Origin of the sequence: Paenibacillus sp. FSL F4-0125 (assembly GCF_038008565.1) — a bacterium.
GTDB lineage: Bacteria > Bacillota > Bacilli > Paenibacillales > Paenibacillaceae > Paenibacillus_AQ.
On record NZ_JBBOZJ010000001.1, the window covers coordinates 2103095 to 2122105 of the forward strand.

The window sequence follows — 19011 nt, forward strand, 5'->3', positions numbered from 1 at the left end:
GTATAATTGTATGTCCCATCAATATACTATAGGAAATTTTGTCTAACGTGTGATTTTAACCTGCGTTTCGTAAGAACACGGGGTTCAGCATAATGCCCTCTACTCATCAATTCCAGCTCATGAATGGAAATATCTTCTTTGATTACGGTGAAATGGTACATGATTTCATGCACAACATTGGCTTGAAGCGTCTTTAATATTTCTAGTTCTTCTGTTTCGTAAAGAGGGCTTTCATATGGATATTGATAGAATAGCTCCATCCGTAGCAACCGGTAATCAAACGGTGGCACGGGTATGGGATAGTCTGGAATTTCTGGGCATACTGGACCGGATGGGGGCTGAAAAAAAGACCCTGTAAAATAACGCGGAGTATATTCATCAAACTTCTGCTTGAAGGCAGGATTGGACATATGGGCAAAGCTGTGGGCATAAGGAGCCAGAATACAAACAATGGCTTTGTGGATGCTAATTCTGTGAATTTCCGACATAACCGCGTATAAATCCTCCATATAGGGTAATACACGACTAGCCATTACAAACTCGGCGATATTGTCCGGCAAAGGGATGCCTTGGCTAATGTCACAGACAATATCCACATCGGGACCCGCGATACGATCGATCCCGAGATAACCTGCTTCTTTACTGGATCCGCAGCCGATATCGATTCTCAAGGTTACCACTCCTTAGGGATAAATCAGGCTCAACACTATTGTATTAACCCCGCTTCAGCCTGCATCCGGCGGATGCCTATTAAACAATGGAAGTTATTAATAATTAACGTATTATGAAACCTTAGCAGAGTTGATAACGTTTAAAGGAGTAGGCTTGTGGAAAATGACTTTGAAAACAACAGCTAAACATAGAGGAGGCAGTCAACATGAAAAAACAACGTACCTTACCCGCCATAGCTGCAATCGCAGCATTAACACTAGCCTTAACCGCTTGCGGTGCTACTAATAATTCAGCACAGCCATCTGCAGAACCAACTGCAACAGCTTCTCCAGTACCAACAGAGGAGAGCACAAGCACACCTGTACCTACAGAAAGTACGAGTACAACTGCACCAACAGAGAATCCAAGCACACCAGCACCAAAACCAACTGCAAATCCAGAAGCTAAAGTGCTTAAAGGAACAGGCGTTTACGTCGGACAAATAGATAGTCATTCTGTTGAGATTGAGACTAAAGAAGGTCCTACGGCTTTTGAGATTACAGCTGGAATGGAGAGCGTACTTGAAAAGCTGAATACGGATGATTCCGTAGTTTTTGAATATGTAGAAAAAGCAGTCGAAGGCGATGCTACAGTTAAACAACGTGTGCTTTCAAAGCTGTCACTTGCAAAATAAAAGAACTCATTTGTTTGTGAATAACAAAAAGGCTGTTCCTGATAGATTTCAGGAACAGCCTTTTTATCTTTGATTTTGAAATGAACGTTATAGCGTCCCAGCATTGACTAAGAAAATAGTAATAAGAAGCATAAAGAGTAGGATAATCACACCGTTGATGAGGGTGCCTATAACGCCAAACACCTTACGCCGCTTCCGGATAGAGAGTCCTATAATGCCGATGACAACACCAATTACATTTAGAGCTGAAAGAATAATAACAGTCATTCCGAGAAGCATAATGGACTGCGATGATTCGGCTAGTAGATTCGAGTTCTCGTTAACCATTGAAGAAGCCTTCATAATAATGAAGAGAAAGAGAGCTGCATAACCTAAAATGGTCACTAGGCTGATGATGAAAGAAGCAATACCCGGTCCAGAGTGTTGTAAGTCACGATCTACTTTTTGATACGAAGACTGAGAATCCACTTCTGGTTGACTCGGATAAGGTTGGGGATTTCCTACCTCTGCTGTAGGCACATTAGATTTTGAGAGAGAATTAAGGTCCATGGGTTGCACTCCTTGAGAGATAAGAATGAAATGTTGTTAATATCCACTTTTTCATATAGATGCTAAAAAAGCAACCCCTTATTGTGGCTAATTCGTAAATGGCTGCTGGAAAAAGCAACCGGTAATCGTTTATGATAGAGAAAGTCTAAATTAAGGAGTTGGTATCGGATGCAACGGAAACTTATGGCCTGGGGGGCTTTGCTAGCGATGCTGGCAGTAGGAGTAGGTGCCTTTGGCGCTCATTTATTAAAACCTGTGATCAGTGAAGAATATATGAAGGTATATGAGACAGGTGTACAGTATCACTTGGTACATGCGTTAGGAGTAATCCTGATAGCGCTAGCTGTAGGGCAATGGGGAGAAAGCACCCGGTTACGCTGGGCAGGACGTCTGTTAATAGCAGGAACTATTTTGTTCTCAGGTAGCTTGTATGTTCTGAGTATCTCCGGGATTAAAGTGCTTGGAGCGATTACACCTATTGGTGGCGTATGCTTTATTTTGGGTTGGTTATTCCTAGCCATAGAGGCATTCTCCCGTAAAACTACGCTCTAGACGTTAAGAATGACTAGAAGGATTTGGGCATTGCGTAAAATGAAGGGATCGTAGTAAGTGCAAAGAGGTAGCAGCTCCGTTTTAGGGCTATTGCCTCTTTGATAACTGCAAATAAGCACCCATTCTCACTAAGAGAATGGGTGCTTATTTGCATAAAAGGCATGCGCTTACAGAAATTCGTCAATCTCATTTAGATTAAAGCGGTATACCTGTTTCTCATCCACGTGATAGACACTAATAGAGTTGGCTGCTTCATCAAAATTTAAAATCCGACAGGGCATGGACACTTGTTTCCCGTACCGATTCGCTCGTAAACGTACTAATTGGTTGTTCTGAATGTACTGCCGAATCTTCCCGTATGCATCAGCTGGCGTCTCAATAGCTGACTGCTGTGCAGGCAAATCTGCCTGTTTATCTATCGGTTTATCGAGCTGTCTCTTAGAAGTCTTTGGTGGCAGCTTTAATGAAGTGGGAGGAGCAGAACTTTGATTCAAGGCTATTTTGGCAGAACGAAGCAAGCTGTCAATGGTTCTCCCCAATTCAAGACCGGAGTTAATGTTGAAATCAGTGATTTTGTCATTATTGTTCAACATTTCAAGCAGATACTGCAATGCAAGCGGGTTGGTACGGGCATTAATCAGGATGTCGACATTGAATAAATAGTTGCCGTCTGTGTGTTGTAGTTTCTCGTCCATAGATCCCCCAGCTTTTCGTTTGAACATTTCTTTACAATTATAAGAATGTAAATAAACTATAACATTAAACAAGTAATAATCATATACCTGATACTAGAGAAAATGGGACCAAGGTACTGTGTTTTTTTACGAAAAGCCTAGGACTACCAACCGCACATCAGCAGGGCATGGAGCATACATATACAACGTGGATCGTTAATAAAGGAGGTGCTGCTATTGGTTACCATGGAGCCTATTACCGTAGGTGAACATACGCTGATCGGAGTAGAGGTTAAGCTTCCGAAAACAACGCTGCTCTCAATCAGCACAAGCCGAGGTTATATAATGTGCGGTGCGCTGGATGTTGGCCTGCTCAATGAGAAGCTCAGTGATCGGCAAATTATCGCAGCCCGGGCAGTTGGTGTACGAACGCTGTCACAGCTGTTAGCTGCCCCATTGGAGTCTGTAACCTTAGAAGCGGAGCGTTTAGGTATCGTACCAGGCATGACAGGTGCGGATGCATTGCTTCTTATGGTCTGACTGAACAATCTTACGAAATCTAAACACAAGAGGCCTTGGGCCTCTTGTGTTTTTTTGCAAGGATTAGAATTTTAACGTAATCAGGAGTGTCTTTAGTGTTAATAATCTCAACCGAAGGTTTTATGGAAGGGTTCTCCTTGTTTCGTCATACATGCTAAGGGGTAAATTAAGAATAGACAAGTTACTGCCGGACGAAAGATGAAGTGGACCGGTAAATATAAAGGATAAGGATGGGATCATATCATGGCTAAAGCATCTAATAAAGTAAACACAACTTCACTGGAACAAATTTTGAACCGTCAGGTTGCTAACTTAAATGTATTGTACGTTAAAATTCATAATTTTCATTGGTACGTAAAAGGAGAACAATTCTTCTCACTTCACGTGAAATTTGAGGATCTATATAATGAAGTGACCCTCCAAATGGATGAAGTTGCAGAACGTTTGCTGAGCATCAAAGGAAGTCCCGCTGCGACGATGAAAGAATATTTGGAATTGGCAACGATACAAGAAGCTACTGGAAAAGAGGATACGCGGGGAATGGTCCAGTCACTGATTGAAGACTTCGCAACCATTTCCGAAGAATTGACAGAAGGTATTGAGCTTGCCGAGGAAATTAAGGATCAGCCAACATCTGACATGTTTATAAAAATTCGTGGTGATCTTGAGAAACATCAATGGATGCTGCGTTCTTACCTTAGCTAACGATAAAGCGGATGAAATAAGGCTTCCTGCGGGAGGTCTTATTTTTTGCGTTAGGCCGCTCAAAAATCTGTATGGGTGATTAGCGCTGAAAATAGCGGAATTATGCGGTATATCATAGGGGAAATAAAAAGAGATATTTGTAAAAAAACAGGGTTTGTTATAAAATTGTTGAGAATCATTGATAATCATTGTGATTCAATTTATAATAATTATAATGTGATATAGAATCTAATTGTGCTGGGAATCAGGATCATCCTGTTTCAATACAACTTTTGATTTCGCAAATCGATCAATGGAGGGAATAATATTATGGCAGCAGATTTTGTCATTGAGGGACTTAAAGCGACGATTGAGGGAAAAGAGATTTTGAAGGGGATTAACCTTCAGATGAAAGGTGGCGAAATTCACGCCATCATGGGACCAAACGGTACAGGTAAAAGTACCTTGGCGTCTGCTCTTATGGGTCACCCTAAATATGAAGTAACTGAAGGAACGGCAACACTTGAAGGTGAAGACCTTCTGGAGATGGCGGTTGATGAACGCGCACGTGCAGGTCTATTCCTTGCTATGCAGTATCCGAGTGAAATTTCCGGGGTAACGAACTCCGATTTCTTGCGCTCTGCCATTAATGCCCGTCGTGAAGAGGGAAGCGAAATCTCTTTGATTCGTTTTATCCGTCTTATGGAAGCGAAGATGAAGGAACTGGACATGAATCCTGAGTTTCTACACCGTTACCTGAACGAAGGTTTCTCCGGTGGTGAGAAGAAACGTAACGAAATTCTTCAAATGATGATGCTAGATCCAAAAATCGTGATTCTGGACGAAATTGACTCTGGTCTTGATATTGATGCTTTGAAAATTGTAGCTGAAGGCGTAAACTCCATGCGGAGTGAAGATCGCGGCTTCCTAGTTATTACCCACTATCAACGTCTCTTGAACTACATCAAACCTGACTTTGTACATGTTATGATGCAGGGCAGAATTGTGAAATCCGGCGGTCCTGAGCTTGCACAACGTCTGGAAGCTGAAGGCTATGAGTGGATTAAAGAAGAACTTGGAATTGAAGACGAAACAGTAGGGCAAGAAGCGTAAGAAACGCCAGGAAGGAGGAGAACACTTATGACGACACAGACCATTCTTCCGGTGGATGCCGAGCGCTTGAGCGAATTATCGCATAGTAGCGGCGAACCGGGTTGGCTGAAAGAAAGCCGCTTGAAAGCACTTGAACTGGCAGCTACTCTGACACTGCCTAAATTAGAGAAGACACGGATTGATCGTTGGAATGTGAACAATTATGGTAGCTACAAAGCAAGCGAACCTATTGCTTCACTGAAGGATGCACCTGCTTCCATTTCTTCCTTGATCAAGGATCAGGAAGAAGGCAGTCTGATTATTCAACGTAACTCTGGTGCAGTATATACACGACTGGCTCCAGAGCTTGCAGCACAAGGTGTTATTTTTACCGATTTGCAAACGGCTGTTAAAGAGCACGGAGATTTGGTACAACGTTACTTGCATAAGGCAATTCAGCCTGACGAGCATTCTATCGCTGCGATTCATGCAGCATTGTGGAACGGTGGAGTATTCCTCTATGTTCCTAAGAATGTAGTGGTTGAAACTCCACTTCAGGCGGTGCTCTTAACAGATGATGCGGAAGCTTCATTTGTTCCTCACATTCTGATTGTAGCGGATACTAACAGTTCCCTGACATACGTAGACAACTACGTGTCGGATAAAGAGGAAGCTGGATTGCACAATGGTGCTGTAGAAGTATTCGTGGGTGCAGGTGCTAAAGTTCGTTATGCTACAGTACATCAGCTGGGCGTGGATACAACAGATGTAACTTACCGCCGGGCTGTTGTTGAGAATGACGGAACCATCGAATGGATTGTTGGTGAGATGAACTATGGTGATACAGCAAGTGATACCAAGTCTGTACTCAAAGGCAATGGCTCTAGCTCGGATGCTAAAGTAATTGCTGTAGGTACGGGATCACAGAAACTGAACTACACTACTCAAGCTCAGCATTTCGGCAAAAATACCCCAAGTGACATGATCACTCGTGCGGTTATGCGTGATAATGCTACTTCTATCATTAACGGAATTACCAAGATCGAGAAAGGTGCTACAAGAGCCGACGGTCAGCAAACGGAGAAAGTATTGATGCTGAGTCCAAAAGCCCGTGGTGACGCCAATCCGATCCTGCTGATTGATGAAGATGATGTTACAGCAGGCCATGCCGCTTCCGTAGGTCAGGTCAATCACGAGCAAGTCTTTTACCTGATGTCCCGCGGAATTACACGGCATGATGCAGAAACTCTGATCATCTATGGCTTCTTGGCTCCTGTTGTGTCGCAAATTCCACTAGAGGGACTGCGCAATCAGCTCCAATCTCTTGTGGAAAGGAAGTTAGGTCAATGATTAGCAACGCCATCCGGGAGCAATTTCCCATACTGAACCAAAATGTGAACGGGCATCCACTAGTCTATCTAGACAGTGCTGCTACTTCACAGAAGCCTCGCCAAGTGATTGAGGCGGTCAAGTCGTATTATGAGTGGGATAACGCCAACGTTCACCGTGGCGTTCATACTCTAGGCAGCCGTGCAACAGATGCCTACGAGGGAGCCCGGGAGAAGCTAGCTAAGTTTATTAACGCCCGCAGCACTAAAGAAATTATCTTTACGCGCGGTACGACCACTGCTCTAAATCTTGTAGCCTCTTCTTACGGGCCATCTGCAGTGGGTGAAGGCGACGAAATTGTCATCACTCTGATGGAACATCATAGTAATTTGATTCCTTGGCAGCAGCTAGCTAAGAAGACAGGTGCTACATTAAAATATATACCGTTGCAGCCTGACGGAACGATTACACTTGAAGATGCTGAGAAGACGATTACGGATAAAACCAAGATCGTTGCTATCGCTTATGTATCTAACGTTATGGGAGTTACACATCCGATTAAAGAGCTTGCGGCTATTGCTCATCGTCACGGTGCGGTCATTGTCGTAGACGGTGCACAAAGCACGCCTCATATGAAGGTCGATATGCAAGATCTGGATTGTGATTTCTATGCACTTTCCGGACATAAAATGCTAGCACCGACTGGAATTGGAGCTTTGTACGGCAAAAGAGCACTACTCGAAGCTATGGAGCCTGTTGAGTTTGGTGGCGAAATGATTGATGATGTAGGTCTCTATGAATCAACATGGAAAGAACTCCCTTGGAAGTTTGAGGGAGGTACACCGATCATTGCTGGTGCTGTTGGATTAGGTGCAGCCGTAGATTTCTTACAGGAAATCGGCATGGATGAGATTCACAGCCATGAGAAGAAGCTTGCAGCATACGCAGAGCAGCGTCTATCTGAAATTGATGGTTTGACCATTTATGGTCCCATGAGTCGTGAAGTTGGCGTTGTCACTTTTAATCTGGGTGACGTTCACCCGCATGATGTCGCTACAGTGTTAGATGCGGAGGGCATTGCCATCCGTGCTGGCCATCACTGCTGTCAGCCGCTGATGCGCTGGCTGGAAGCTAGCTCTACAGCACGGGCGAGCTTTTACCTGTATAATACAGAGCAGGATGTAGATCGACTGGTGGACGCTTTAATCAAGACAAAGGAGTACTTCGGCTATGAACTTGGATGACTTGTACAGACGCGTAATTATGGATCATTATAAAAGTCCTCGGAATCGTGGTTCATTTGAAGATGATGCTCTGAAAATTGAACTGAATAACCCAACTTGTGGTGACCGTATTACACTTCAGCTTAAGGTAGAAGATGGAATTGTAAAAGATGCCCGTTATAACGGTGAAGGATGTTCGATCAGTATGTCGTCGGCTTCGATGATGACTGAGGCGATCAAAGGACAGACGGTTGAACGTGCGCTTGAACTAGCCGATAACTTCTCCTTACTGATGAAGGGTGAAGACGTGGATTTTGGAGATTATGAAGATATTGAAGCCCTATCGGGTGTGAATAAATTCCCTGCGCGGATCAAATGCGCTACACTGGCTTGGAACGCGCTTCGTAAAGGAATTGACGAAGAAGAGCAACATAAATAACAGTAGAACAAGGAGGCTGACACCATGGCTAAGAAAGCGCCTGATATGGAAGAATACCAGTACGGGTTCCGTGATGAACATAAGTCGATATTCCAGTCTGGTAAAGGTTTGACGGCCGAAATTGTTAAAGAAATTTCAGCAATCAAAAATGAACCACAGTGGATGCTTGACTTCCGCTTAAAATCTCTAGAGCAATTTTACAAAATGCCGATGCCAAAATGGGGCGGCAACTTGGATGATCTCGATTTCGATGATATCCAGTATTATGTAAGACCTTCCGAGAAGCAAGGAAAGACTTGGGAAGAAGTACCTTCTGAAATTAAAGAAACCTTTGATAAGCTGGGTATCCCAGAAGCGGAACAAAAATTCCTCGCTGGTGTCTCGGCACAATATGAATCTGAGGTTGTATACCACAGCATGCAGAAGAGCCTTGAAGATCAAGGGGTAATTTTTACAGATACCGATACTGCACTTCGTGAACATCCGGAATTGTTCAAGAAGTTCTTCGGAACGATCATTCCACCTGCTGACAACAAGTTTGCTGCACTTAACAGTGCCGTTTGGTCAGGCGGAAGCTTCATCTATGTTCCTAAGGGTGTGAAATGCGAGGTTCCTTTGCAGGCGTACTTCCGTATTAACTCCGAGAACATGGGACAATTTGAGCGTACTTTGATCTTAGCGGACGAAGACAGCTTTGTGCATTATGTAGAAGGATGTACAGCTCCAATCTACAGCACGAACTCCCTGCATAGTGCAGTTGTTGAAATCCTGTGTATGAAGAACGCTCGCGTTCGTTATACTACAATCCAGAACTGGGCTCCAAACATCTACAACCTCGTTACTAAACGTGCGGTTGCAGAAGAGAATGCTACGATGGAATGGGTCGATGGCAACATCGGTTCCAAGCTGACTATGAAATACCCTGCGGTGGTTCTTAAAGGCCGTGGCGCTAAAGGTTCAGTACTGTCCATTGCGGTAGCGGGTAAAAATCAGCATCAGGATGCAGGTGCTAAGATGATTCATCTGGCTCCAGACACAACATCCACTATTGTCTCCAAATCGATCAGTAAGCACGGCGGTAAAGTAACTTATCGTGGTCTTGCTTCCTTCGGCCGTCAGGCAGAAGGTGCGAAATCGAATATCAAATGTGATACGCTCATTTTGGATAACGAATCCACTTCGGATACTATTCCTTACAATGAAATTATGAACGATAACATCGTGCTTGAACACGAAGCGACCGTGTCTAAAGTTTCTGAGGAGCAGTTGTTCTACTTGATGAGCCGCGGCCTCACAGAAGCTGAAGCGACTCAAATGATCGTTATGGGCTTCATCGAGCCGTTCACGAAAGAACTGCCGATGGAATATGCGGTCGAAATGAACCGTTTGATCAAATTCGAAATGGAAGGAAGTATCGGTTAACCTTAATTATCAAGGGGTATCGGCTTCACTCTAATAGTTAATATCAAATACGTATTCGCAGTGGTCTTGAGGCTTTTATGCTCAAGTCACTCGGATACGTATTTTTTTTGTGTCAAAATTTACTCAATGAACAGTAAGCTTATGGAAGCAGCAAGAAATGTCCTGTCCTGGACGGAGGTTAAGATTATAATTAAATCAATCGTTGCAACGAGGAAGTGAAGAAGCTGGGTTATCTAGAATGTTTGCAGGAAACTATTGATTACATCGAAGAAAATCTAAAAGGTCCGATTTCCATTGAGGAATGTGCGCAGCGGTCAGGGTTCTCCAAATTTCACTTTCATCGGATCTTTGGTATCCACCTTGATGTCACTCTAATGGAATATGTTCGCAGGAGACGGTTGGGTTATGCGATGGTTGATGTCATTAATGGCAGAAGAATTCTGGACATTGCGCTGGACTACGGCTATAGCTCAGAGAGGTCATTTAGTAGAGCCTTTCAGCAGGAGTTCGGTCAAGTACCCAGTAGTTGCAGAAATGTAAGATATGCCTTGCCTCCAAAACCGCTGCTAAATGAACAAATAAACCAATTACGCGGAGGAATTAAAGTGGACTATTTAAGTGACGTTACGATAGGCAGCTTGGGCGCAATGAAGGTAGTGAGTGGGGTAAGGGTCAGTGATAATCCTGAAGATGAGGTCATTAACTCTGTCACTGAATGGGCTAAGAAGACTGGAATTAAGACAGATGCAAGACAATTTGGTTTTGATATTCCTGTTAGTGATGAGGATCAAGAGGAAGGGCTACGGGGCTACGAATATTGGGTGGTTGTAGAAGAAAAGCCTGATCACCTTGAATCGGGGCTTAAATTTAAAGATGTTGAGGACTGTAAATATGCAATCCTGCGGATTACCGATCCGATGGTTGACCCTTTTGAGCGTATTCCGTTAGGATGGAAAAAGCTTGCCGGATGGGTAAACAGCAGAGGCTACAAAACCTCTTGTGATCAGGAACGCTTCTGGCTGGAAGAGAAACTGGAGATCGACGGTTCGGTCTACATGGATCTTTATTTTCCAATAGAATAGTTACTGCAGGGGCGCCCAAATGTGACCTACAAGTTAAACACTTTGAAAAAGAGTGTCCTTCTTGTGGGTCATTTGTATTTAATCCAACAAGACCGATTCATTTGGGAATCGGAGGGAATTTTTCTATCGATAGGATTTAATCCAAATTTTATGTAAAAAACCTGATAAAGGCTTTCTTTGAGGGACCTGATCTTGACAAGGATCATGATCTTTCTTAATTCAACAGCATTAAGGAGGAAACTCGAGTATTTTAAGACAATGATGGTCGTTTATCACCTATATATGGGTCTTTTTTCCGAAATAACGGGATAAACGCTCAAATCTACCCTTTGCCGCTTTAAATTAGGGATGATACACTGCTTAAAGTCACTAAAATTGTAAGCGCTAAAAAACAGCTTTACTACGTAAAGCTCTAAGGAGGAGAGATATGGATGTTCTCAGGCAACTGCGAGGCTATTACCGAGAGAAGCTGCACTATTTAATTCTTTCGATTGTATGCTTGGCCGCCGCAACTGCAGTGGGGCTAATTACCCCCAATTTGTTAAGAAGACTGATCGATGATGTAATTGTACCCCTAAAGTTTGATGAGGTACCCGTGTTAGCCCTTAGTGTGTTAGCGGTAGTAATTGTAAAAGCATGTCTGCAATTTGCACATGGTTTTTTTGGAGGACGGTTAGGTAATTTTCTAGCATACCGGCTACGTAACGCTTGTTATGAGAAATTGCAATTTCTATCTTTCCGTTATTATGATACCGCGAAAACAGGAGATCTGATGTCCCGGCTGACCGGGGATTTGGAAGCGATCCGGAACTTTATCGGTTTTGGTTTTGCTCAGCTGCTCAATGTGTTTTTTATGGTGTTTTTTGGTTCAATTATGATGTTCTCGCTTAATTGGCAGCTAACCTTAGTAACTCTGATTACGATGCCAATTCTGGCGTTTATAGCATTAAAATTTGAATCGAAGATTCACCCAGCCTTTCAAGAGATGCGTCTTGCGCTCAGTTCTCTAACAACGGCTGTACAAGAGAATATTACCGGTGTGCGTACAGTTAAATCGTTTGCCAGAGAGGCTCACGAGGTAGAAAAATTCTCACACCGTAATGAACGTTATAAGAATAATCAGATTTTTGCGGCAGAGCTCTGGAGTAAGTTTTTCCCGGCGATGGAGTTTTTAGCTTCAATCAGTGCAGCTATTCTGCTTGGAGTTGGCGGGACGTTAGTTATCAAGGGGAAAATGTCACTAGGTGAACTGGTTGCCTTTTTCAGCTTGATTTGGTATATCATTGGACCGATGTGGGGTCTTGGATTCCATATTAATAACTATACACAGTCCAAGGCATCGGGAGAACGTGTATTAGAAGTACTTAATCAGAATATTGATGTGAAGGATAAAGAGAATGCTCGTGAACTGGTATCTTCAGAGGTTAAGGGGGATGTTGCCTTTAATCACGTGACATTTGCATATGGGAACAAATTGCCTGCGGTTACTGATATTCATTTTGAAGCTAAATCAGGTGAAATTATTGGATTTCTTGGAGGTACAGGTTCAGGTAAATCTACAATTACTCAACTGATGATGCGTGCTTATGATGTAAATGAAGGTAGTATTACGCTGGAAGGCATTGATATTAGAGAATACAATGTGCGCAGCCTGCGGTCACAGATTGCCACTGTATTCCAGGAAACATTCCTGTTCTCCTCGTCCATCCGCAACAATATTTCTTATGGCTTGAAAAATGTAAGCATGGAAGAGATTATCCGTGCTGCGCAGTTGGCTAAGGCGCATGATTTCATTATGGAGATGGAAGACGGGTATGACACTGTAGTGGGCGAACGCGGAATGGGGCTCTCTGGTGGACAGAAGCAGCGGATTGCCATCGCAAGAGCATTGCTTAAGAATCCGCGTATTCTTATTCTCGATGATGCAACTAGTGCCGTCGATATGGAAACAGAGCATGAGATTCAAGCTGGTTTCCAAGAGGTCATGAATGGGCGTACAACACTTATTATCGCCCATCGGATATCCTCCTTGCGGCATGCTGACCAAATCATTGTCATGAATGAAGGTCGTGTTCAGCAGCGTGGTACCCATCAAGAGCTAATTGAAGTTCCGGGTCCATACCAAGATGTATACCGGATACAATATGCTGACTATCTGGCCAGAGCTACCGGAAGAGGGGAGGAGTGAGGCATATGAAACTTGAAGCCAAACAGAACACCGCTACGGGAGCAAAGCGTAAAGCAGCCGAGCAGCAGACACTTGATGAACGTTTCGTGTACAAAGATGATGATGTTATCGACAAAGCGTTTGACTGGAAGCAGTTCACCAGATTATTCAGCTATATGAGGCCTTACGCCAAACAGATGCTTCCACTGGTTTCTATCATGATGATTCTGGGAACCATTACGAAGCTGACCGTTCCTTTCTTGACAAGTTTAGCTATCGACCGTGCCATAGCACCTAAGGTTGGGAATCCCAGCTTAACACTTCTTTATTCGCTTACGGCAGGTGTGATTGTCTTATATCTCATTCAATGGATTGCAGGTGTATACCGAATTAAGTACACGAACATCATTGGACAAAGAGTCATTTATGACTTGCGTTCTGACTTGTTCAAGCATATCCAGAAGCTCTCTTTTAACTTCTTCGATAAACGCCCAGCAGGCTCGGTATTAGTCCGTGTGACGAATGATATCAACTCACTGCAGGATTTGTTCACGAACGGGGTAGTCAATCTAATGATTGACTGTGTGCAGCTTCTTGGAATTACCATAATTCTGTTATTGATTAACTGGAAACTTGGTCTTGCAGTAATGGTTACGGTTCCGATCATGTTCTTTATTTCTACTAAGCTGCGTCAGAAGATTCGGATCGCTTGGCAGGATGTGCGGATGAAGAACTCCAGAATTAATTCACACTTGAATGAATCGATTCAGGGGATCAGAGTCACACAGGCTTATACACAAGAACGTGAAAATATGAATTATTTCGATTTTATGAATACAGACAGTAAAAAGTCCTGGAATAAAGCATCTGCGATGAACCAGGCTTTCGGGCCGATGATCGAGATCACTGGTGGTTTTGGAACGATGATCCTCTTTTGGTTAGGAGCTTATCTGATCCAATCTGGTGAACTAACAGTCGGTATGCTGGTCGCATTCAGCTCTTATGTCAGCAACTTCTGGGACCCGATTAACCGTTTGGGGCAGATGTATAATCAGCTGCTTGTAGCGATGGCTTCCTCGGAACGGATCTTTGAATACTTGGATGAGCAGCCTTCGGTTCAAGATAATCCAGGGGCTAAGCCATTAGACACGATTCGTGGAGATATTAACTTTAATAAGGTTGTCTTTGAATATGAAAAAGGTCGTGCGGCTTTAAAAGGCATCGATCTGGATGTAAAAGCGGGGCAATCGATCGCGCTTGTGGGTCATACTGGCTCAGGGAAAAGTACGATTATTAACCTGATTGGCAGGTTCTATGATATTAAGAGCGGACGAATTACGATTGACGGTGAAGATATCCGTGAAGTCACACTGGACAGTCTGAGAAGGCAGATCGGAATCGTGCTGCAGGATACCTTTATTTTCTCAGGAACGATTCGCGATAATATCCGGTTTGGCCGACTGGATGCTACCGATGAAGAAGTGGAAAATGCTGCAAAAGCAGTAGATGCCCATGACTTTATTATGAAGCTTCCGGGAGGATATGAGACAGAGGTAGAAGAACGCGGCAGCGCCTTGTCCATGGGACAGCGTCAGCTGCTCTCCTTTGCCCGCGCACTATTGGCGAATCCACGGATTCTGATCCTTGATGAAGCTACAGCCAGTATCGATACAGAGACGGAGCTTAAGATTCAGGAGGCACTCAAAATCTTGCTTCAGGGCCGGACCTCCTTTATCGTAGCCCATAGACTATCTACCATCCGCCATGCGGATAAAATCGTCGTTCTGGATCACGGTGAAATCAAAGAAGAAGGAACCCACCGAGAACTGACGTCACGTGATGGTGTGTATAACGGCTTGATAGAAGCGCAATTCCGCTTCCTATAGCTCAGAACAACAGCCCATTCCCTTTGCGAAAGCAAATGAGGAATGGGCTGTTTTATATATCGTAGATTCAATTATTTCGGGCGTTTGGGCAGCCTACCCGTTACACGTAGCTCAAACATTTGGGCACAAATATCCTGATGCCAATGTGTATCCGTTGTTTGTTCTGCTAACAGTATTTCATTCTGTAGTCGGGCCATCTCCCAACAGTAAGTGGCATTCACCTGAAGGCATTGCTGTTGTTCCGTTTCTTCGGAGGCTGTAAGCTGGCGTAGACGACTTAGAGTGAAGAGCTCGGCAAGACGTTCATGGACTGGAAGCATACTCTTTTACCTCCTGGAAATAGTTAAGCCACATATTAGTCTAGCCAAGTAAATTGTAATTCAATCATCCATTGCAGTATCTACAGTAGAAAACATTTCTCCCGCTCACCAAATAATATCTGCTGCACTTTGTGCAACAGTATCAGAAAAATGTGTTTCTAAAGAGTTTCTTATTTTTAATTGCAAAAAATACAACAGAAAAAATCCCCCGAAAAAATGGGGGATCATGGATTAAAAGATAGCTTTGAGGAAGAATGAAGCACCCTAGTCCATGTAAATCTCTACAATCGCAACGTTACGCTCACGGGATAAATCCACGAACATTCCGTCAACCTGTACCAGTGGACGGAAAATATCGACCAGATTGTTCATAATAATTACGCCAATATCACCTGTATTCAGCAACACACGCTTGCCGATGAAGTTGGGCATTAAATGCTGGATAAAGGCTTGAACGGTTTTAGCGCTCAGTTTACCAAAACTTAGATTGTTTATTTCACGCAGGACGGAAATCAGCTCTTGCTTCGACTGATAGACTCGTTTAGAAGTCATCGCACTATAGATATCAGCTACAGCTGCAATTTGTGCATAAGGATGAATATCGGTTTTGGTTAGACCGCTCGGATAGCCAGAGCCATCCTCACGCTCATGATGCTGGAGAGCAGCCAAAGCTGTGTAAGAATCGTCCATGGAATTACGTATGATTTCGTAGCCGTACTTAGTATGTAGTTTAATTTCCTCGAACTCATCTGGCGTTAGCTTACCTGGTTTATTCAACAGGGAGGGTGAAATTCGGCATTTTCCAATATCAATCAAATATCCTGCACGACCAATTTCATAACATTCTTGTTTGGAATAACCAAGCCATATCGCAATATAATAAGAGAGCATGCCTACCTGAAGGGAGTGATTATAGGTATAGTTATCTTCCCGATCCAGCAAAAGCAGGAGGGACACTACATCTTTATGCTTGTCCAAAGTTTGAAGCGAAGGCTGAAGAATGTCGTTCACTACGGATTGGTTGAAGCTTCCTTTTAATAACGCTTCCATATAAAGAGACTCGAAGCCGTCAATCATAGTATCAAAACTAGTGGTCACCGTCTGAATGATTGAAGGTCTGCTGAGGGGGGATACCTCTTCTTCTAACGTCTCGATATCAACATAATCAACTCCAAGCTGCATTAGCTTGGCGATATCATTTATTTGGAGCAGTGATCCCTTTGGTAATACATGTAAACCCCTAGAACTATACGCGTCCGCGTTAAGGTGATTACCAGGTTTTAGATCCGAGACGTGTACTCTCAATGCCTATGCCACCTTTTATCCGATTTTATCCAGAATATCAACAAAGTTCAGATTTTTCAATCAAAAAGGAGAAAAGATTATTTGTGGATTGTATCGTTAGCTTTTGGATCAGAGTTCACCCAATGTTGGCCCGATTCATTAATGTCTTTTTTCCAAACGGGAACCGTCTGTTTCAATCGTTCAATGGCATAACGACTGGCTTCGTAGCAGGTATCGCGATGGGGGGTGGAGACGGCAATGATAACACTTGCTTCCTTTAAACCTACAAGCCCAATGCGGTGAGATATGGCGCAGTTTGCGTCCCAGCGGTTCTTGACCTCTATGCCAATCTCCTCCAGCTTACTTAAGGCCATAGGAATATAAGCTTCATAATGAAGTGCGGTTGTCCGTTGTTCTCCGGTCATTTCACGTGTCGTACCGATAAATAATAAGGATGCACCGTGATTGACGTCAAGAACGGCATCTAGAAGCTTCTCCGCATTTAAAGGCTGGTCCGTTATGATATAGAGACCATCAGTAGTAGTTTCATATATAGTGCCGTTCTCACCCCCGGAAACTGGAGGAATAAGTGCGACTTCGGAAGATGCTGTGATGATAGAATCATCAGGAGCATATTCCCGGTCAATGGCAATTAAAGAAGCCCCGATTTGGGATGCTGCAGCCGGATAAGAGACGGATAGAAGCTCCTTAAGCTTGCCGGCTGTTAAGGGAATCTCAGTCGTTTGGAAGGACAGAGAAGAAGAGCCGATGGTCTCAGCCAGACCCGCGAATAGTCGGATAGTAATATGCATTTTTATTCTCCTCTGATGTATGTTCTGATGTCTTCAATATACCATAATGTGTCTGAAAATGTTATGCTAGGCTCTATAAGATCACGCACCGACTGCTTCATTAAAGAGCAGCTCTAGGGTAGGGGGAATGTAGCTTATGGGGCATGTGCCGCAAAGACTGACCATACTTCATACCAATGATATACATAGCCATTTTGAGATGGTAAGTCCGGTGGCAGCGGAAATATTCGCTCAAAGGGCTGCAGCGGGAGAAGAGCCTGTACTGCTGCTGGATATTGGTGATCATATGGATCGTGCAGCTGTCGAGACAGAAGGCACTATGGGTCAGGCTAACATCGACGTATTAAACTTAACAGGATATGATGCTGTAACCATTGGCAATAATGAGGGGCTTACGTTCTCTCAGGAGATGTTGTCATCCATTTTTTCCGGGTTACAGTGTCCGGTAGTATGCTGTAATTTTGTGGAGTCTTCGACTGGGGAGCCACCAAGCTGGATGCAGCGTCATGCGATCTTGGAGAAGGATGGAATTAGAATAGGAGTGACCGGAGCAACAGCGGCATTTACTTCATTCTATTCCCTTTTGGGCTGGGATGCTTTAGATCCTGAGACAGCACTCCGGGAACAATGCCTGCTTTTAGCACCACAGGTGGATATATTAATCGTTCTATCTCATCTTGGACTTCCTACGGATAAAATGTTGGCAGAGCGGCTAGAGGGCGTTCATGCCATTCTTGGTGGACATACGCATCATCTGTTAGAGGAGCCTATTATGATTAATGGGACTGCTGTATGCGGTGCCGGGAAATTCGGTAGGTATCTCGGGCGTCTTCAATTTGAGCGACTAGATCCTCAGTCTGATTTCAGATTAGTGGCGGGTGAATGTATTCCTATTGACCCCCTTTTGAAGGAGGAGGTTATAGGTCCTGCAGGGGCTATTCATTTGAAGCATGGCCAAGAATCTCTTCAGACGATCGTTGCGATTACTGACCGTGAGCTTCCTTTGAGCTTGCGGGGAGAGTCTCCCTTTGGCAATCTTTTGGCACAAGCTGTACGTAGATTTACAGGAACTAGTCTGTCATTAGTCAACACGGGTCAGTTACTAGGACCATTGCCGGAAGGCGAGGTTACGACTGGGATGCTGCACGCACTATGTCCTTCTCCCATCAATACTTGCATCATTAAGCTGAAGGGTATAGATATTCGGACAGCTTTGGAACAGAGTCTTACAGAGGAGTTTTATAATAAGGTCATTTACGGGTACGGCTTCCGAGGGAATCATCTGGGCAGTTTGGCAGTAGATGGATTAAAAATCTTGTACGATCCACGGATGATACCGTATGATAAGAGTGTTGCAGTTTTTGTCGAAGGAAACCCGCTGGAGGATGAAAGAGAGTATAATGTTGGTACGCTAGACATGTTTACTTTCAGAGCCGGCTATGAGACGATCGCGAATGGGAAGGATGCGTTGTTTCTATTGCCTCATTTTTTGCGCGATCTCTTAAGGATGGAGTTACAGCGTCCAAACAGTCTCGATGAATGCATGCTCACTCGCTGGGAGGCTAAGTCTGAATAAGGCCGACAGCTCATAATCTACACTTATAGACTCCA

At 43.8% G+C, this 19011-nt stretch carries 19 protein-coding genes; 13 read left to right on the plus strand and 6 right to left on the minus strand.

What is annotated here, in order from left to right:
• Nucleotides 1-26: 26 nt before the first annotated feature.
• Nucleotides 27-671 (minus strand): hypothetical protein, encoded by a 645-nt coding sequence (locus tag NST74_RS08990; RefSeq protein ID WP_341111602.1) that lies wholly within the window; start codon nt 669-671, stop codon nt 27-29.
• Nucleotides 672-877: 206 nt separating this feature from the next.
• Here NST74_RS08990 and NST74_RS08995 point away from each other — a divergent pair, with 206 nt between their 5' ends.
• Entirely contained in the window at nt 878-1345 is a 468-nt protein-coding gene (locus NST74_RS08995) for a hypothetical protein (protein ID WP_042132001.1), read from the plus strand.
• Nucleotides 1346-1432: 87 nt separating this feature from the next.
• On the opposite strand, the gene NST74_RS09000 is transcribed toward NST74_RS08995, so the two are convergent.
• The gene (locus tag NST74_RS09000; protein WP_341111605.1) at nt 1433-1894 is read right to left on the minus strand and encodes a hypothetical protein; all 462 of its coding nucleotides are present in this window, start codon (nt 1892-1894) and stop codon (nt 1433-1435) included.
• 168 nt (nt 1895-2062) lie between these two features.
• Between NST74_RS09000 and NST74_RS09005 the strand changes: the two genes are divergently transcribed.
• A complete protein-coding gene (locus NST74_RS09005; protein ID WP_341111607.1) occupies nt 2063-2446 on the plus strand; it encodes a DUF423 domain-containing protein in 384 nt (127 codons plus the stop codon).
• A 167-nt stretch (nt 2447-2613) separates the two neighbouring features.
• On the opposite strand, the gene NST74_RS09010 is transcribed toward NST74_RS09005, so the two are convergent.
• Nucleotides 2614-3141 (minus strand): hypothetical protein, encoded by a 528-nt coding sequence (locus NST74_RS09010; RefSeq protein WP_341111608.1) that lies wholly within the window; start codon nt 3139-3141, stop codon nt 2614-2616.
• A 216-nt stretch (nt 3142-3357) separates the two neighbouring features.
• On the opposite strand from NST74_RS09010, the gene NST74_RS09015 reads away from it, so the two are divergent.
• From NST74_RS09015 to NST74_RS09060, 10 genes are all read left to right on the plus strand, one after another.
• A complete protein-coding gene (locus NST74_RS09015) occupies nt 3358-3660 on the plus strand; it encodes a YunC family protein (RefSeq protein WP_341111609.1) in 303 nt (100 codons plus the stop codon).
• 243 nt (nt 3661-3903) lie between these two features.
• Nucleotides 3904-4365, plus strand: a complete 462-nt coding sequence (locus NST74_RS09020; protein ID WP_042125852.1) for a Dps family protein — start codon at nt 3904-3906, stop codon at nt 4363-4365.
• A gap of 309 nt (nt 4366-4674) precedes the next feature.
• A complete protein-coding gene (gene sufC / locus NST74_RS09025) occupies nt 4675-5457 on the plus strand; it encodes a Fe-S cluster assembly ATPase SufC (RefSeq protein ID WP_042125854.1) in 783 nt (260 codons plus the stop codon).
• A gap of 27 nt (nt 5458-5484) precedes the next feature.
• Nucleotides 5485-6786 carry a Fe-S cluster assembly protein SufD gene (sufD, locus tag NST74_RS09030; protein ID WP_341111612.1) on the plus strand — a complete coding sequence of 434 codons (1302 nt, stop codon included), beginning with the start codon at nt 5485-5487 and terminating at the stop codon, nt 6784-6786.
• Complete coding sequence (locus NST74_RS09035) at nt 6783-8009, plus strand: cysteine desulfurase (RefSeq protein ID WP_042125858.1); 1227 nt, start codon at nt 6783-6785, stop codon at nt 8007-8009. Before sufD ends, NST74_RS09035 begins: the two co-directional genes overlap by 4 nt.
• Nucleotides 7996-8427: a Fe-S cluster assembly sulfur transfer protein SufU gene (gene sufU / locus NST74_RS09040; protein ID WP_036684339.1), complete on the plus strand. Its 432-nt coding sequence runs from the start codon at nt 7996-7998 to the stop codon at nt 8425-8427. Before NST74_RS09035 ends, sufU begins: the two co-directional genes overlap by 14 nt.
• Before the next feature lie 24 nt (nt 8428-8451).
• Nucleotides 8452-9849, plus strand: a complete 1398-nt coding sequence (gene sufB, locus NST74_RS09045) for a Fe-S cluster assembly protein SufB (RefSeq protein WP_042125862.1) — start codon at nt 8452-8454, stop codon at nt 9847-9849.
• Nucleotides 9850-10064: 215 nt separating this feature from the next.
• The gene (locus tag NST74_RS09050; protein WP_341111613.1) at nt 10065-10931 is read left to right on the plus strand and encodes a helix-turn-helix domain-containing protein; all 867 of its coding nucleotides are present in this window, start codon (nt 10065-10067) and stop codon (nt 10929-10931) included.
• Nucleotides 10932-11358: 427 nt separating this feature from the next.
• On the plus strand, nt 11359-13119 hold the full coding sequence (locus NST74_RS09055) for an ABC transporter ATP-binding protein (RefSeq protein WP_341111614.1): 1761 nt from the start codon (nt 11359-11361) through the stop codon (nt 13117-13119).
• Between the two features lie 5 nt (nt 13120-13124).
• Complete coding sequence (locus tag NST74_RS09060; protein WP_341111615.1) at nt 13125-14984, plus strand: ABC transporter ATP-binding protein; 1860 nt, start codon at nt 13125-13127, stop codon at nt 14982-14984.
• A 71-nt stretch (nt 14985-15055) separates the two neighbouring features.
• Here NST74_RS09060 and NST74_RS09065 read toward each other — a convergent pair whose 3' ends face one another.
• The 3 genes from NST74_RS09065 to NST74_RS09075 form a co-directional block, all read right to left on the minus strand.
• Nucleotides 15056-15304 carry a DUF7667 family protein gene (locus NST74_RS09065; RefSeq protein ID WP_042125867.1) on the minus strand — a complete coding sequence of 83 codons (249 nt, stop codon included), beginning with the start codon at nt 15302-15304 and terminating at the stop codon, nt 15056-15058.
• Nucleotides 15305-15568: 264 nt separating this feature from the next.
• Nucleotides 15569-16609 (minus strand): HD-GYP domain-containing protein, encoded by a 1041-nt coding sequence (locus NST74_RS09070; RefSeq protein ID WP_341111618.1) that lies wholly within the window; start codon nt 16607-16609, stop codon nt 15569-15571.
• Nucleotides 16610-16686: 77 nt separating this feature from the next.
• Entirely contained in the window at nt 16687-17400 is a 714-nt protein-coding gene (locus NST74_RS09075; protein ID WP_341111619.1) for a molybdenum cofactor biosynthesis protein, read from the minus strand.
• Nucleotides 17401-17536: 136 nt separating this feature from the next.
• Between NST74_RS09075 and NST74_RS09080 the strand changes: the two genes are divergently transcribed.
• Nucleotides 17537-18976, plus strand: a complete 1440-nt coding sequence (locus tag NST74_RS09080; protein ID WP_341111620.1) for a bifunctional metallophosphatase/5'-nucleotidase — start codon at nt 17537-17539, stop codon at nt 18974-18976.
• Nucleotides 18977-19011: the final 35 nt, after the last annotated feature.